The following is a 15471-nucleotide window of genomic DNA, read 5'->3' as shown; positions in this document are numbered from 1 at the left end:
CGCAAGGCTACGGAAGACCTATCGAGCTTTCTGTAGGACTTTTCCTAAATCCCGTACCCCGTTGGCTGCGCGTTCTCCCGCAGGCACCGGACTTGCCCGGCGCCTGCGGTTGACAGCCTTATTGCCAGCCGAATCGCCGGATGTAGAACCCCTTCACCGCCTGGGTCAGGCCCATGTACGCCAGCAGAATCACCGGCAGGAATACAAAGTACAGCGATGGCAGCGCCTGCAGTTTGAAGTAGTGCGCCAGAGGTCCCATCGGCAGGAAAATGCCCACCGCCATGATGACCGCGGTCATCACCATCAACGGCATCGCCGCGCGGCTTTGCAGGAACGGGATCTTCGGCGTGCGGATCATGTGCACGATCAGCGTCTGGGTCAGCAGCCCGACCACGAACCAGCCCGACTGGAACAGGGTTTGATGGTCCGGGGTGTTCGCGTCGAACACGTACCACATCAACGCAAAGGTGGTGATGTCGAAGATCGAGCTGATCGGCCCGAAAAACAGCATGAACCGCCCGACGTCGGCGGGTTGCCAACGCTGTGGTTTTTTCAGCATGTCCGCGTCGACGTTATCGAACGGAATGGCAATCTGCGAGATGTCGTAGAGCAGGTTCTGCACCAGCAGGTGCATCGGCAACATCGGCAGGAACGGAATGAATGCACTGGCCACCAGCACCGAGAACACGTTGCCGAAGTTCGAACTGGCCGTCATCTTGATGTACTTGAGCATGTTGGCGAAGGTCCGCCGACCTTCCAGTACGCCCTCCTCCAGCACCATCAGGCTCTTTTCCAGGAGGATGATGTCCGCCGCCTCCTTGGCGATGTCCACGGCACTGTCCACCGAAATCCCGATGTCGGCGGTGCGCAGGGCCGGCGCATCGTTGATGCCGTCGCCCATGAAGCCGACCACATGGCCATTGCCCTTGAGCAAACGGACGATGCGCTCCTTGTGCGATGGCGTGAGTTTGGCAAACACATTGGTGTGCTCCACCGCCACCGCCAGTTCCGCGTCGCTCATGCGCTCAACGTCATTGCCCATGAGCAGGCCTTGTTGCTCCAGGCCGACTTCACGGCAGATCTTCGCGGTGACCAGTTCGTTGTCGCCGGTCAGCACTTTCACCGCCACACCGTGGGCGGCCAACGCCTTGAGCGCGGGCGCGGTACTTTCTTTCGGCGGGTCGAGGAAGGCGACGTAGCCGATCAGCGTCAGGTCCCGTTCATCCGCCAGGCTGTAGGCGTCACGCCCTTCAACCATCGGCCGCGCGGCCACGGCAACCACCCGCAGCCCTTCAGCGTTGAAGGTCGCGGTCACTTGGCGAATCCGCGCCAGCAGTTCCTCGCTCAGCGCTTCGTCAATCTCGCCATGGCGCACCCGCGAGCAGACCGCCAGCACCTCTTCGACCGCCCCTTTACAGATCAGCAAGTGTGGCTGGTCACGCTCGGCCACCACCACCGACATGCGCCGGCGATTGAAATCGAACGGGATCTCGTCAACCTTGCGAAACGCCGTGCCGACTTTCAGTTCGCGGTGGATTTCCACGTGTTCAAGCACCGCCACATCCAGCAGATTTTTCAGGCCGGTCTGGTAGTAGCTGTTCAGGTACGCCATTTCCAGCACATCGTCGGAGTCGTTGCCCCAGACATCGACATTGCGCGCCAGGAAGATTTTGTCCTGGGTCAGGGTGCCGGTCTTGTCGCTGCACAGCACGTCCATGGCACCGAAGTTCTGGATGGCGTCGAGGCGTTTGACGATGACTTTCTTGCGCGACAGGAACACCGCACCCTTGGCCAGGGTCGAGGTGACGATCATCGGCAGCATTTCCGGGGTCAGGCCCACGGCGATCGACAGTGCGAACAACAGCGCTTCGGTCCAGTCGCCCTTGGTGAAGCCGTTGATGAACAACACCAGCGGCGCCATCACGAACATGAAGCGGATCAACAGCCAACTGACTTTGTTGACCCCGGTCTGGAACGAGGTCGGTGCCCGGTCGGTGGCGCCGACCCGCTGCGCCAGTGCGCCGAAATAAGTACTGTTGCCCGTGGTCAGGATCACCGCCATGGCCGTGCCCGACACCACGTTGGTGCCCATGAACAGAATGTTGTCCAGGTCCAGCGGGTTGCAGGTGTCGTTGTCCTGTTGGCGTGGAAACTTCTCCACCGGCATCGATTCACCGGTCATGGCCGCCTGGCTGACGAACAAGTCCTTGGCGCTCAGCACCCGGCAATCGGCGGGAATCATGTCACCCGCCGAGAGCACGATCAGATCGCCTGGCACCAGTTGCTTGATCGGCAGTTCGATGCGCTGGGCACCGTGGTCTTCCAGGTCCCGCCGCAGCACAGTGGCGGTGTTGCTCACCATGGCCTTGAGGGCGTCGGCGGCCTGGTTGGATTTGGTTTCCTGCCAGAAGCGCAGCAAGGTCGAGAGCACCACCATCGAGAAAATCACGGTGGCGGCCTTCATGTCTTCGGTCAGCCAGGAGATCACCGCCAGCAGGGTCAGCAGCAGGTTGAACGGGTTTTTGTAGCAGTGCCACAGGTGAACCCACCATGGCAGCGGTTGTTCGTGTTCGACTTCGTTGAGGCCGACCTGCTCACGCACGGCTTCGGCTTCGAGTTCGCTCAGGCCGTCGGTGTGGCTGCCGAGGCTCTCCAGCAAGTGGCCGGTATCGCTGATCGCGGCGTTGACCAGGGTTTGTGCCAGGGTGGGCGGGACCTCACGGCTGACCGTGGTGTCGGTGAAATTTTCCAGCAGTGCCAGGCGACGGAAGTGCCGGGCAATGTGGCGGGTGCGCAGGAATCCGGCAAAGAATTCCTTGAGCAGGGTCAGGTTCATGGCAGTTCCCCCAGGGTCGGCCAGGAAACCGTCGAGCAGGCGTGTCGATGCGCCGCGAAGACGACACAAAGTCGAACATCACGCACGGTTCAGCGTCGATGAGAGGACGTCGGGAATCCAGCCTGGGCCGGCCGGAATCGGGATGCCGCTGCTCGCTTTACGGCGAGACAACGGCATAAAAAAATGCGCGTTATCTTGCCGTGAAGGTGCCGGTTATCGAAACCGGCCGACTACTGTCACTCGAACAAGTACCCACTGTGGGTCTCCGCTATTGATGAAAACGCGCGAAGCTTACGCCCCGGTTTTTGGAGAGTAAACCTGTTACAGAATCTTGCAGGGGGAATCGTGGGGTTCTTCAGGAAGGGTTCAGTTTACAATCGTTGCAGCGCTTTTGAGGGCCCTGTTACGCAGCGGCTGCAGGCTGTTTTTTCATGATAAGGACGGGGCAACGGGCCGATCAATGCGCATCCCATTGCCGCATGCGCACCCGGCAGTGCTTCATCGCATTGACGATGTGCTTTTCGACCATGGCCTTGGAAATACCCAGGTGCTCGGCGATCTGCGGGTGTGTCAGTCCTTCGATCTTGCGCAGCAGGAAGCTCTCGCGGCACAGCTGTGGCAGTTCGGCCAATGCGCGCTGGAGCATGTCGATGCGTTGGCCATGGTCGAGGCTGTTGAGGGGCGATGGACTGACACAGCGTTCTTCGCTGTCCAGCACTTCCAGCGATTCGACCTGGCGCAAGGCATTGCGCCGATGATTATCGATCACCAGATTCAGCGCGGTGCGATAGAGAAACGCCCGCGGCTGCTCGATCGGCGTGTCACTGGAGCGTTCCAGGACACGCAGGTAAGCGTCATGCACCACATCTTCGGCCACCTGACGGTTGCCGAGCTTGGCGTTCAGGAAACACACCAGCTCGCGATAGTAGTTTTCCAACATGACTCCCGTCCGCACGGGTGCGGTTTCTGTCCTTGAGCGACTTGATCGGACACTGATGCAGGCAGTGGCACGATAGTGGCAATTTGAGGTGCGTAATTTATAGTAATTCTCATATAGATTTAAAGTAATGCTTTGCCCTGCTCGGAAATAGTCGTGGCCCCACGCACCTGAAGGTTGTTTTTCGCCCCCGCTCCGCCGTTTTCTGTAGGAGCGAGCCTGCTCGCGAAAAACGTCAACGATTACGCGAGACAACCTGGCGATACGCGGCGCCCAGACGTCCATCGCGAGCAGGCTCGCTCCTACAGGTTGTTTTTCGCCCCCCGCTCCGCCGTTTTCTGTAGGAGCGAGCCTGCTCGCGAAAAACGTCAACGATTACGCGAGACAACCTGACGATACGCGGCGCCCAGACGTCCATCGCGAGCAGGCTCGCTCCTACAGGTTGTTTTTCGCTCCCGCTCCGCCGTTTTCTGTTGGAGCGAGCCTGCTCGCGAAAAACGTCAACGATTACGCGAGACAACCTGACGATACGCGGCGCCCAGACGTCCATCGCGAGCAGGCTCGCTCCTACAGGTTGTTTTTCACCCCCCGCTCCGCCGTTTTCTGTAGGAGCGAGCCTGCTCGCGAAAAACGCCAACGATTACGCGAGACAACCTGACGATACGCGGCGCCCAGACGTCCATCGCGAGCAGGCTGAACTGGTCAAGTAACCCCGGACACCGATTACGGTGTTTATGCCGCTTTTTGCTCCATGGCTATTGGCGACAGGTAGTTGTTGTAGCTGTGGAGCCTGATTCGGTTGTATCGCATAAAGAAGCTGGTCATATCCTGCCTGGCTTCTTCAACTGTCGTGTAGCCCTTGGTGGGCACCCACTCTGATTTGAGCGTCCCGAAGAAACGCTCTGTTGGCGCATTGTCCCAGCACTGCCCCCTGCGGCTCATGCTTTGCGTTATCCCATGATCCAGCAGATCGGACTGAAAACGCTGGCTGGTGTATTGGCAGCCTTGATCCGAATGAAACATCAAGCCCGCATGTTTGCCTCGAACCTCCACTGCCATTTTCAGCGCCCTGCTAACCAGGTTGGCGTCATTGATCAGAGAAAACGCCCAGCCAACGATTCGGCGGGCGAACAGATCAATGACCACCGCCAAGTGATACCAGCGTTTCCCGACCATCAGGCTGGTAACGTCGCCACACCAGACCTGATTGATTGCTGTTGGCTCGAAGTTACGTTCGAGCAGGTTCTTGGCCACAAATGCTTCGACGCCCCTGGAGCGGTATTGATGGCGGCGGCGCTGTCTGCTAACCAGATTCGCCTCCGCCATCAGTCTTCCTGCTAGATACCTTCCAACCTTGAGCCGCTGAGCCTTCAAGCACTGGGAGATCATTCTCGCACCGGCACTTTCCCTACTTTCAGCATGCAGCTGTACGACCTTTGCCCTGAGCGCATCACGCTCGGTATTTGGTACTGAGCGGCGATGGCGCCAGTCATAGAACGCGCTGCGAGAAACGCCCAGAGCACTGCAAAGCTGGCTGGTCGGATACGAGCTTGACTCTCTCAGCTCCTCAATCAGGAAAAACGATCGGGATCCGACATCAAGAGAGCGGTAGCCTTTTTTAAGATTTCGGCCTCAGTCTCCAGGCGTTTGATCTTGGCGCGTAATTGTTGGAGTTCTCGCTGCTCGTCGCTGATCGCTTTAGTACCTGCTACGGGTTGCCCTTTCTGACGTTCTTTACGCACCTGATCAACCCAGCGGCGCAGAGCCGTAGGGCCGACATCCATCGATGCGCAGACGTCGGAAACTGAACAGTTGTCGTCAAGAACCATGCTTGCAGCACGTTGCTTGAACTCGCGGGTATAGGTCTTTCGCTCTTGCATGGAACCTCCTGATTGGGCGAATCATATCGCCCTTAAGAGGTGTCCGGGATCATTAGGCCAGTTCAGGCTCGCTCCTACAGGTTGTTTTCGCCCCGCCTGAACCTAAAAACCTCAGCCATTCATCATTCTGAAATTTCTTTTCCGGTTTCGCGCCCACGCCCCGTCTTAATAATAATTCCCATTAACAAAAACTCCGCACGACCCTTTTCAGGAGCACAGGCAAGTAATGCGATCCCTTTCACGCCGCACACCTCTCGCGCTGGCCGTTCAGCGCCCGACCCTGCATCGAACCCTGCTGACCGGCATTCTGCTGACCGCCACCTTGCTGGGGAGCTCGATGGCCAATGCGCAACCGGTAAAAGTCAGTATTGCCGTGCAACCACTGTCCAGCGCTCTGACGGAACTGGGCATGCAGACCAACCTGCAGATCCTGTACAGCCCCGATCAAGTGGCCGGCCTCAAATCCCGCGCGGTGTCCGGGTCGCTGGAGCCTTCCGCGGCATTGGCCGAAATGCTCAAGGGCAGCGGTATTTCGTTCCAGATCAATGGCAACAGCGTCACGCTGACGTCCGGCGGTGCCTCCAGCCTGCAACTGGGCGCGACCACCATTTCCGGCCAGGCCCTGGGGCTGGTCACCGAAGACACCGGCTCCTACACCACCGGCGCGACCACCACCGCCACCAAGCTGCCGCTGACCATTCGGGAAACCCCACAGACGGTCACCGTGATCACCCGCCAGCAAATGGACGATCAGGGTTCAAAGAGCGTCGGTGATGTGCTGCGCAATACCCCGGGGGTCTCGGCGCAAAAGTACGACAGTGACCGTACCGAGTTCTCCGCTCGCGGCTTTGCGATCACCAACTTTCAGTACGACGGCGTCAACATCCCTTACGACGGCGTCTACGGTGAAAACCCGAACAACAGCGACGACGCCGCCAGCCTGGATCGGGTCGAAGTCATCAAAGGCTCGACCGGCCTGATGACCGGCGCGGGCGACCCGTCGGCCACCGTTAACCTGGTACGCAAGAAGCCGACCAAGGACTTCAAGGCGTCGATCAGCGCCACCGCTGGTTCCTGGGACAACTACCGCACCGAAGGCGACATCTCCGGTTCGTTGACCGATTCGGGCAACGTGCGTGGTCGCTTCGTCGGTGCCTATCAGGACAAGGATTCGTACATCGACCACTACAGCCAGAAAAAAGACCTGTTCTACGGCATCCTCGAAGCCGACCTGAGCGACGACACCTTGCTGACCTTCGGCGTCGACAAGTCCAGCGCCACCCCGCGCGGCAGTTCCTGGACCGGCAACGCGGTGTACTTCACCGATGGCGGCCGTACCGATTTCCCGCGCAGTTTCAACCCGGGTGCCGACTGGAGCCGTCGGGATTTCGACAGCACCACCTACTTCGCCGCCCTGGAACAGGCACTGGCCAACGATTGGAAACTCAAGCTCAGCCTCGACCAGAAAACCACCGACCACGACACCCGCCTGGCCTCGGCCAGCGGTGGCAGCCCGGACCGCGCCACCGGTGAAGGCATGTTCCTTTACTGGGGCCGCTGGGAAGGTCATCGGGTGCAGAACACCGCAGACGTCAACGTGACCGGCCCGTTTACATTGGGCGGTCGTGAGCATGAACTGGTGGCAGGTTTCATGACCTCCCACTCCCGTCAGACCGGTGCGACCTACGACACCAGCGCCTTCGAACTGGTCCCGGGCAGCATCTATGACTGGAACGGCGACCTGGCGTACCAGGACTTCCCGAAAAACGGCAAATACGAGCGCACCCAGAGCCAGAACGGCATTTACCTGGCCACGCGCCTGCGCCCGACCGACGACCTGTCGTTCATCCTCGGCGGCCGCCTGAGTACCTTCAAGTACAACGAAGATTACCGCTACAACGCTGACGCCGGTCAGGCCGACACCCATGCCGGCTATAAGGAACACGGGGTCGTCACGCCTTATGCCGGTGTGGTCTACGACCTGAACGACACCTACTCGGTCTATGCCAGTTACACCAACATCTATCAGCCACAAATCAACAAAGACGCCAGCGGCAAGACCCTGGACCCGGTCGAAGGCGACAGCTATGAAACCGGTCTGAAAGCGGCCTACCTCGATGGCCGACTCAACGCCAGCCTGGCCCTGTTCCGCATCGAGCAGGACAACGTCGCCCAATACGTCATCACCGACACGAACACCGGCCAGGACATCTACAAACCGACCTCCGGCGCGACCACCAAGGGTGTCGAACTGGAACTGGCCGGCGAACTGGCCGAAGGCTGGAACGTCTCGGCCGGCTACACCTACGCCCGTACCCGCGACAAGGACGAACAGCGCATCTACGGCTTTCCGCTGGCCACCACCAAACCGGAACACGTCGTGCGCACCTTCACCACCTATCGCCTGCCCGGCGTACTGGACCAGGTCACCGTCGGCGGCGGCATCAGCTGGCAGAGCGCGTTCTACGGCCAGAGCTCCAGCCCTACCGAAGGCGCCACTTCGCTCAAACAAGGCGGCTACACCCTGGTGGACCTGATGACCCGCTATCAGTACGACGATCACCTGAGCTTCACCGTCAACGCCAACAACGTGTTCGACAAGCGCTACCTGACAGGCCTGGGCAACTTCGGCACCACGTTCGACGGCGAACCGCGCAACCTGCAACTGACCGCGAAGTACAACTTCTGAGCGGGTGAACCGAAATGAAAAATGCCCGCATTGTGAGATGCGGGCATTTTTTGTCGTCTGCGATGCCGACATCGCGAGCAGGCTCGCTCCCATAGGGATGCAGGATGGCCACAAACGGTGCAGTCGCTTGGGTTAACGGTGGGAACAAGCTCCCACGGGTGAATCATCCTTTCAAATGACGGTGGCTTTGCACCGCCGAACCCAGTACCACCGCCCCCGCCGCAATCGCCACCCAGAATCCGCTGCGCGCCCCGAAGGCATCCACCAGCCACCCCGAACTGGCGGCGCCGATTGCCACGCCGATGCTTAACCCGGTGACCAGCCAGGTCAGGCCTTCGGTGAGTTTGGCCGGCGGCACGATTTGCTCCACCAGGGCCATGGCGACGATCAGCGTCGGCGCAAAAAACAGCCCGGCGACGAACACCGCCAGCGACAGCCCGAGAATGTTCACCGCCAGCAGCAGCGGCAAGGTGGTCACCGCTGTCGCCACTCCGCCGTACAGGAACAATCGCGGCAGCGGCACGCTCGAGCGCAATGCGCCGAACGCCAGTCCGGCCAGGCACGAACCAATGGCATACACCGACAACACGACGCTCGCCGCCGCCGGTTGCCCCTGTTGCTGGGCGAAGGCCACGCTGACCACATCCACCACGCCAACGATGGTGCCCATGGCGACCATCAACAGCATCAGCAACTGAATGTCCCTTGAACGGATGATCGACCCCTGGTGATGTTCTTCATGGGGATGCAGCGCGGGCTCGGTGTCGCGTTGCAACACAAACGCGGTCACGCCGATCGCCAGCATCAGTGCCGCTGCCAAGGGCCCGGCCTCGGGGAACGCCACCACGCACAGCCCGACCGACAAGGGCGGCCCGACAATGAAGCAGACTTCGTCCAGCACCGATTCCAGGGCATAGGCCGTTTGCAGTTGCGGCTGACCGCGATAGACCTCGGTCCAGCGCGCCCGCACCATCGCCGACATGCTCGGCATGCAACCGGCCAGCGCGGCGAACACGAACAGCGTCCAGTGCGGCGCCTGCAAGCGGGTGCAGAGCAACACCATCAACAGCGCCCCGCCCCCGACCAACGCCGACACCGGCAAGATCCGCCGCTGGCCAAAACGGTCCACCAGCCGCGACACCTGCGGCGCACAAAACGCCGTGGCCAGGGCAAATGTCGCCGCCACCGCCCCGGCCAACCCATAGCCGCCCTGCAACTGCGAGAGCATGGTGATCAGACCGATGCCGGTCATGGAAATCGGCATGCGCGCGATCATTCCGGCTAGCACGAAGGCGCGGCTGCCTGGGGCGTTGAACAGTTCGCGGTAGGGGTTCGCCATGGGGTCCGGCCTCGATAGGGGCCTGCAAAGTGCCACAACGGCGGATTGAGGGGGAAGCGGCAATTTGTTGCTTGAATGTGAAGGTCACAGACACCCTGCTCTCCCATCGAATGAACTCCAGGGCGTTCGGGCCAGTCAGTTGCATAGGAGCTCAACTCCCGGAGTTTCACGGTTATGCCTGATCATCACCCGGAACGACAAAGCCCCATCGACGCCCACGGCATCATCGGTGACATGCGCAGCGCCGCGCTGGTCAACGACAAGGGCAGCGTGGATTTTTTCTGCTGGCCGGAGTTCGACAGTCCGTCGATTTTCTGTTCGCTGCTGGACACCCCCGAGGCCGGTATTTTCCAGCTGTCCCCGGATTTGCCCGATGCGCGTCGCGAGCAGATTTACCTGCCAGAAACCAACGTGCTGCAAACCCGTTGGCTCAGTGACCGCGCTGTTGTTGAAATCACCGATCTGCTGCCCATCGGCGACACCGAAGATGATTTGCCGATGCTGATGCGTCGGGTGCGGGTGGTCAGTGGCCGGGCGACGTTTCGCCTGCGCTGCGCCGTACGCCATGACTACGCCCGCGCCAAGACCCTCGCACGACTGGACGGCAAGGACGTGATTTTCAGCGCCGCCGGTCAACCGTCACTGCGGCTGTCCACGGACCAACCGCTAAGGATCGACGGCAACGTGGCGGTCACCGAATTCACCCTCGAACAGGATCAGGCCGCCGGGTTTCTGCTCGGCGCCATCGACGATCCGCGCTTCAGGGAGGGCGCCGCCGATCTGTGTCTGGAGCGCACCCTGAAGTTCTGGCGCGACTGGATCAGGCAGTCCAGCTATCGCGGGCGCTGGCGGGAAATGGTCAATCGCTCGGCACTGGCGATGAAGCTGCTCACCTCGCGCAAACACGGCGCCATCCTCGCCGCCGCGACCTTCGGCCTGCCGGAAAGCGTTGGCGGCGAACGCAACTGGGACTATCGCTACACCTGGATCCGCGACGCCTCGTTCACCGTTTACGCCTTCATGCGCCTGGGTTTCGTCGACGAGGCCAACGCCTACATGCGCTGGTTGCGCGGGCGGGTCAGTGACTGTCGGGGCCACGCGATGAAACTCAATATCCTGTATGGCATCGACGGCCGTCAGGAACTGCCGGAAATCGAACTCACACACCTGTCCGGCCATGGAGGTGCAACTCCGGTGCGCATCGGCAATCTGGCGTATGCGCAGGTGCAACTGGATATCTTCGGCGAGCTGATGGACGCGGTGTACCTGGTCAACAAGTACGGCGAAGCCATTTCCCACGAAGGGTGGAAGCACACGGTAGAAGTGGTCGATCAGGTCTGCGAAACCTGGCAGCAGGGCGATGTCGGCATCTGGGAAATGCGCGGCGAGCAGCATCATTTCCTGCACTCGCGCCTGATGTGCTGGGTGGCGCTGGACCGGGCGATCCGCCTCGCCTCGAAACGCTCCCTGCCCGCCCCGTTCGCCCGTTGGGACCAGACGCGGCAGGCCATCTATTCCGATATCTGGGAAAATTTCTGGCACGAGGAACGCGGGCATTTCGTCCAGCACATCGGCAGCACCGCCCTCGACGGCTCGATGCTGCTGATGCCATTGGTGCGTTTCGTCAGCGCCAAGGACCCACGCTGGCTGGCCACCCTCGATGCCATCGAAAAGAACCTGGTGCGCGACGGCATGGTTTATCGCTATCACAATGACGACAACCCCATCGACGGCCTGCCCGGCACCGAAGGCGCCTTCGCCGCGTGCTCGTTCTGGTACGTCGAATGCCTGGCCCGGGCCGGCCGCGTGGAAAAGGCCCATCTGGAATTCGAACAGCTGCTGCGCTACGCCAACCCGCTGGGGTTATACGCGGAAGAATTCGACAGCCAGGCGCGGCACATGGGCAACACGCCGCAAGCGCTGACGCACCTGGCATTGATCAGCGCGGCGTGTTTTCTGGATCGGAAGTTGAGTGGGGAGAAGAGTGTTTGGCAGCCTTGAACGGACTGACTACAGTGGCAACGCCAGCATCCCGTTCAAGGCAGCACTGGATCTGTCCCGGCATTGACGGAAAACCGCTCACGATAGGCTTGTGGTGTCACGCCCATGGCGCGCAGAAAGCTGCGACGCAGGGTTTCCTCGCTGCCGAACCCGCATTGCACGGCAACCCGTTTGATCGGCACGCCGGTGTCGCTGAGCAGCCGTCGCGCGGTCTCGACGCGGATCTGCTCGATGGCCCGTGCCGGGGTCTGGCCGGTGTCGGCGCGGTAGTGGCGCACGAAACTGCGCTCGCTCATGCCGGCCTGCTGGGCCAGGGTCGGAATGCCGAGGTCCTTGGTCAGGTTTTCGCTGATCCAGGCGTGAAGCTCGTCGAACCGGTTGCCTTCTTTTTGCAAGGACAGGGTCACGCTGAATTGCGACTGACCGCCGGGCCGCTTGAGGAACACCACCAGTTGCCGGGCAACTTCCAGGGCCATGCCACGGCCGAGGTCTTGCTCGACCATGGCCAGCGCCAGGTCGATGCCGGCGGTGACCCCGGCCGAGGTCCAGACCGGACCGTCGTTGATGAAAATCGGATTGGGTTCGACCTGCAATTGCGGATGCTGCTGCGCCAGCTGCTCGCAACGGGTCCAGTGCGTCACCACACGCCGCCCATCGAGCCAGCCACTGGCCGCGAGCAAAAACGCCCCGGTGCATACGGATGAAACCCGCCGACACCCCGCTGCATGCTCGCGCACCCACGCCACCAGCGGCAGATCTTCAGCCGCCGCATAAACGCCCCAGCCGCCGGCGATGATCAAGGTGTCGCTGCCCTGCTCCGGCAACGGTCCGGCCAGCAAGGCCAACCCCGCCGACGACATCACCGCCCCGCCGCCGCTGGCGATCACCGTCGGCGCATAGGGCGGCGGCAAGCCTTGCTGACGGGCGATGTCGTTGGCCGAAGCGAAGACCTGCAACGGCCCGGTGACGTCCAGCAATTGCACGTTGGTGAAGGCGAGCACATGAATGGTCTTGGGCATGATTGGCGTAATTCGTGGGGTAATTGGCGTATGCGCCAAATCCTACGAGCCTACAGTGAAGCCGTCCACCCACTTCATGAGAAATACACCATGACCTTGCAGATCGGTTTTCTGTTGTTTCCACAGGTTCAGCAACTCGACCTGACCGGCCCTTACGACGTGCTGGCCTCGCTGCCGGATGTGAAGGTGCATTTGATCTGGAAGGACCTGATGCCGATCACCGCCAGCACCGGTCTGATGTTGAAACCGACCGTCACCTTTGACGACTGCCCCGCGCTGGATGTGATCTGCATTCCGGGCGGCAGTGGCGTCGGGCCTTTGATGGAGGATGAGCAGACCCTGGATTTCATCAGGACCCAGGCTGCCAACGCGCGGTATGTCACCTCGGTCTGCACCGGTTCGCTGGTGCTCGGTGCGGCAGGCCTGCTCAAGGGCAAGCGTGCAACCACCCACTGGGCCTATCACGAACTGTTGGCACCGCTGGGGGCGATTGCGGTGAAAGACCGGGTGGTGCGCGACGGCAATTTGCTGACCGGTGGTGGAATCACCGCCGGCATCGATTTCGCCCTGACCCTGGCGGCGGAGTTGTTCGATAAGGACACCGCCGAACTGGTGCAATTGCAGCTCGAATACGCCCCGGCGCCGCCGTTCGCCGCAGGTAGTCCGGAAACGGCGCCCGCCAGCGTATTGGAAGAAGCCCGCAAACGCGCTGCCGGTTCATTGAAGCTGCGCGCAGAAATCACCGAACGTGCTGCGGCGAAACTGGATCGACGCTGACAGAAATGGCTGCGGGAACCGGGTCCCCGCAGCCAGTACATTTCTTGCGCCCATAAAAAAACCCGCCGAGGCGGGTTCTTCCAAGACCATTACGACTCCCTGTCGTCAGCATTCCATGCAGGCCGATCATCCGTGATCCTGAGCACTCCCTGTGCTTCAGTGGATGGGGCCAGAATACGCATGGGATCCAATCTGCGATAGAGGACATATCTACTAACACTTGTAGGACATTCGCTATAGTCGACCTTCCGAAATCCCTGAGATACGTCGGAAATCGAGCAAGGAGGCCGCGAGTGACGCGACCGGGGGCGGACGTGCAGCTATCCGGGTGCCATCACTCCACCTGGCGTTCGTGGTCCTTGCCGATAAGAAACTGCTCGATGTTGCTCATTTGCTCGTCCCAACCACGACTGTCCATGCGGAACGCCTTGAGTCGGCGAGTTTGGGGAATGTGGTCGAATCCCGACTCGGACACCTTCAGCAACGTGCCGTTTTCCATGTCTTCGAGCTCGAATTTCACCAGGGTGGTGGGCTCCTGGGAGTAATCGAAGCCCGGCTCCACGGCGTATGGATGCCAGCGAAACGAAAACAGCCGCTCCGGCTCGACCCGTTCGACCAACACATTCCACAACACATGTTCATAACCCGGGTACGTCACCTGCCCCTGGGTCCACTCGCCGGCGACAAAACGCCTTCCGTCCAGCCCCACGCCAAACCATTTCCCGAATTGCTCGGCATGGGCTATGACGCGCCAGACCTGTGAACGCGGCGCCTTGAGCAGGATCTTCCTTTCGATGCGATCTGATGCTGGGTTCATAAGTCACCTCCTGTACTGAACAACAGTAGGCCTGTAAGACCACTTGTCCAACCCTAAAGTTGTGTGGCGATCAACGTTGCCTGAAGTATTCGGCTGTATTCGTGGCGATAAGTTCTGCTTTGACGGTGGCGATTGGCGTCGATCGAACCTGCTAACGTTGACCGCCACAACGCAGCATTCAGCCATGTCATCGGGAGGCACCATGAATAAACTGCAGGGCAGCTGCCTATGCAAAGCCATCCAATACGAAGTCGACAGCCTCGACATGCCCATCAGCCATTGTCACTGCCATACCTGCCGCAAGGCACACGCGGCGGCTTTTGCGTCGACTGCCGGAGTGATGCGCGAGCATTTTCGCTGGATCAAGGGCCAGGATCGGCTGAGCAGCCATGAGTCCTCGCCGGGCAAGTGGCGGCATTTCTGTTCGGTCTGTGGCTCGCATTTGATGGCGGAACGTTTGGTCCAACCCCACGTGATCGTTCGTGTCGCGACACTGGATGACGATCCGGAAATGACGCCTCAGGCGCACATCTGGACGTCCCACGACGCGCCCTGGCTTGCCTATGACGCGGTCAAAAAACACCCTGAATGGCAGACGTAGAGGGCTGGAGATTGCACTGCGCTAAACTGCACCGCTCTTTTCCCTGTCATAGCGAGCTTCTGACATGCATCCACGCTTTCTTCTGGCGCTGGCCCCCTTGATGTTGACCCCCATGGCCCATGCCGTGGACTGCGACAACGCCTCCGACCAGGCGACGATGAACCAGTGCGCGTCGCAACAGCACGCCGCGGCTGACAAGGAGCTGAATGCGCTCTACCAGCAAATCACCGCTCGACTGAAGGCCAATCCCGACAGCAAGAAACTGTTGGTGGGCGCACAGCGTTCGTGGATTGCGTTTAGGGATGCCGAGTGCAAGTTTTCGGCGTCAGGGGTGGAAGGCGGGAGTGTCTATCCGCTGGTCTACGGCAACTGCATCACGCAATTGACCAAGGCGCGGGTCGAGACGTTCAAGACGTATCTGAAGTGTCAGGAAGGGGATTTGGGGTGTCCGGTGCCGGGGATTTGATTCTGCCTATTTTGGCTGTGTTTGTGGGGGCCCCATCGCGAGCAAGCTCGCTCCCACAGGGTTCAGCGGCGTACACAAATGTGTGATCCACCGAAATCCTTGCAGGAGC

12 protein-coding genes are annotated in these 15471 nt (G+C 60.6%); 5 read left to right on the top strand and 7 right to left on the bottom strand.

What is annotated here, in order from left to right:
* Positions 1-118 precede the first annotated feature (118 nt).
* From mgtA to GQ39_RS33155, 4 genes are all read right to left on the bottom strand, one after another.
* A complete protein-coding gene (mgtA, locus tag GQ39_RS03595) occupies positions 119-2836 on the bottom strand; it encodes a magnesium-translocating P-type ATPase (RefSeq protein WP_047527366.1) in 2718 nt (905 codons plus the stop codon).
* Between the two features lie 457 nt (positions 2837-3293).
* A complete protein-coding gene (locus GQ39_RS03590; RefSeq protein WP_047527365.1) occupies positions 3294-3776 on the bottom strand; it encodes a sigma-70 family RNA polymerase sigma factor in 483 nt (160 codons plus the stop codon).
* Between the two features lie 729 nt (positions 3777-4505).
* Positions 4506-5336 carry an IS3 family transposase gene (locus GQ39_RS03585; protein WP_236693133.1) on the bottom strand — a complete coding sequence of 277 codons (831 nt, stop codon included), beginning with the start codon at positions 5334-5336 and terminating at the stop codon, positions 4506-4508.
* 8 nt (positions 5337-5344) lie between these two features.
* On the bottom strand, positions 5345-5653 hold the full coding sequence (locus tag GQ39_RS33155; RefSeq protein WP_047527362.1) for a transposase: 309 nt from the start codon (positions 5651-5653) through the stop codon (positions 5345-5347).
* 226 nt (positions 5654-5879) lie between these two features.
* On the opposite strand from GQ39_RS33155, the gene GQ39_RS03575 reads away from it, so the two are divergent.
* Positions 5880-8342 carry a TonB-dependent siderophore receptor gene (locus tag GQ39_RS03575; RefSeq protein WP_047527360.1) on the top strand — a complete coding sequence of 821 codons (2463 nt, stop codon included), beginning with the start codon at positions 5880-5882 and terminating at the stop codon, positions 8340-8342.
* 163 nt (positions 8343-8505) lie between these two features.
* Here the strand turns inward: GQ39_RS03575 and GQ39_RS03570 are convergent, their stop codons facing one another.
* Positions 8506-9681: an MFS transporter gene (locus tag GQ39_RS03570; protein ID WP_047527357.1), complete on the bottom strand. Its 1176-nt coding sequence runs from the start codon at positions 9679-9681 to the stop codon at positions 8506-8508.
* A gap of 174 nt (positions 9682-9855) precedes the next feature.
* Here GQ39_RS03570 and GQ39_RS03565 point away from each other — a divergent pair, with 174 nt between their 5' ends.
* Complete coding sequence (locus GQ39_RS03565; protein WP_047527355.1) at positions 9856-11682, top strand: glycoside hydrolase family 15 protein; 1827 nt, start codon at positions 9856-9858, stop codon at positions 11680-11682.
* Positions 11683-11717: 35 nt separating this feature from the next.
* On the opposite strand, the gene GQ39_RS03560 is transcribed toward GQ39_RS03565, so the two are convergent.
* Positions 11718-12701: a GlxA family transcriptional regulator gene (locus tag GQ39_RS03560; protein WP_047527353.1), complete on the bottom strand. Its 984-nt coding sequence runs from the start codon at positions 12699-12701 to the stop codon at positions 11718-11720.
* A gap of 90 nt (positions 12702-12791) precedes the next feature.
* On the opposite strand from GQ39_RS03560, the gene inhA reads away from it, so the two are divergent.
* The gene (inhA, locus tag GQ39_RS03555) at positions 12792-13478 is read left to right on the top strand and encodes an isonitrile hydratase (RefSeq protein ID WP_047527351.1); all 687 of its coding nucleotides are present in this window, start codon (positions 12792-12794) and stop codon (positions 13476-13478) included.
* A gap of 334 nt (positions 13479-13812) precedes the next feature.
* Here inhA and GQ39_RS03550 read toward each other — a convergent pair whose 3' ends face one another.
* Positions 13813-14295, bottom strand: coding sequence for an SRPBCC family protein (locus GQ39_RS03550; RefSeq protein WP_047527349.1), 483 nt, complete (start codon positions 14293-14295; stop codon positions 13813-13815).
* Between the two features lie 202 nt (positions 14296-14497).
* Between GQ39_RS03550 and GQ39_RS03545 the strand changes: the two genes are divergently transcribed.
* Complete coding sequence (locus tag GQ39_RS03545) at positions 14498-14896, top strand: GFA family protein (protein ID WP_047527347.1); 399 nt, start codon at positions 14498-14500, stop codon at positions 14894-14896.
* Positions 14897-14960: 64 nt separating this feature from the next.
* Entirely contained in the window at positions 14961-15362 is a 402-nt protein-coding gene (locus tag GQ39_RS03540) for a lysozyme inhibitor LprI family protein (protein ID WP_047527345.1), read from the top strand.
* Positions 15363-15471 lie beyond the last annotated feature (109 nt).

Source organism: Pseudomonas sp. 11/12A (genome assembly GCF_000800055.1).
Lineage (GTDB): Bacteria > Pseudomonadota > Gammaproteobacteria > Pseudomonadales > Pseudomonadaceae > Aquipseudomonas > Aquipseudomonas mohnii.
Note: the sequence above shows the minus strand (reverse complement) of the source record. Positions and strands in the feature narration are given on the sequence as shown.

Excerpts from the sequence above, each read along its gene's own strand:
- GQ39_RS03565 (WP_047527355.1), top strand. The coding sequence starts at position 9,856 with ATGCCTGATCATCACCCGGAACGACAAAGCCCCATCGACGCCCACGGC.
- GQ39_RS03560 (WP_047527353.1), bottom strand. The coding sequence starts at position 12,701 with ATGCCCAAGACCATTCATGTGCTCGCCTTCACCAACGTGCAATTGCTG.
- GQ39_RS03550 (WP_047527349.1), bottom strand. The coding sequence starts at position 14,295 with ATGAACCCAGCATCAGATCGCATCGAAAGGAAGATCCTGCTCAAGGCG.
- GQ39_RS03575 (WP_047527360.1), top strand. The coding sequence starts at position 5,880 with ATGCGATCCCTTTCACGCCGCACACCTCTCGCGCTGGCCGTTCAGCGC.
- GQ39_RS03540 (WP_047527345.1), top strand. The coding sequence starts at position 14,961 with ATGCATCCACGCTTTCTTCTGGCGCTGGCCCCCTTGATGTTGACCCCC.
- GQ39_RS33155 (WP_047527362.1), bottom strand. The coding sequence starts at position 5,653 with ATGCAAGAGCGAAAGACCTATACCCGCGAGTTCAAGCAACGTGCTGCA.
- GQ39_RS03545 (WP_047527347.1), top strand. The coding sequence starts at position 14,498 with ATGAATAAACTGCAGGGCAGCTGCCTATGCAAAGCCATCCAATACGAA.
- GQ39_RS03590 (WP_047527365.1), bottom strand. The coding sequence starts at position 3,776 with ATGTTGGAAAACTACTATCGCGAGCTGGTGTGTTTCCTGAACGCCAAG.
- mgtA (WP_047527366.1), bottom strand. The coding sequence starts at position 2,836 with ATGAACCTGACCCTGCTCAAGGAATTCTTTGCCGGATTCCTGCGCACC.
- inhA (WP_047527351.1), top strand. The coding sequence starts at position 12,792 with ATGACCTTGCAGATCGGTTTTCTGTTGTTTCCACAGGTTCAGCAACTC.
- GQ39_RS03570 (WP_047527357.1), bottom strand. The coding sequence starts at position 9,681 with ATGGCGAACCCCTACCGCGAACTGTTCAACGCCCCAGGCAGCCGCGCC.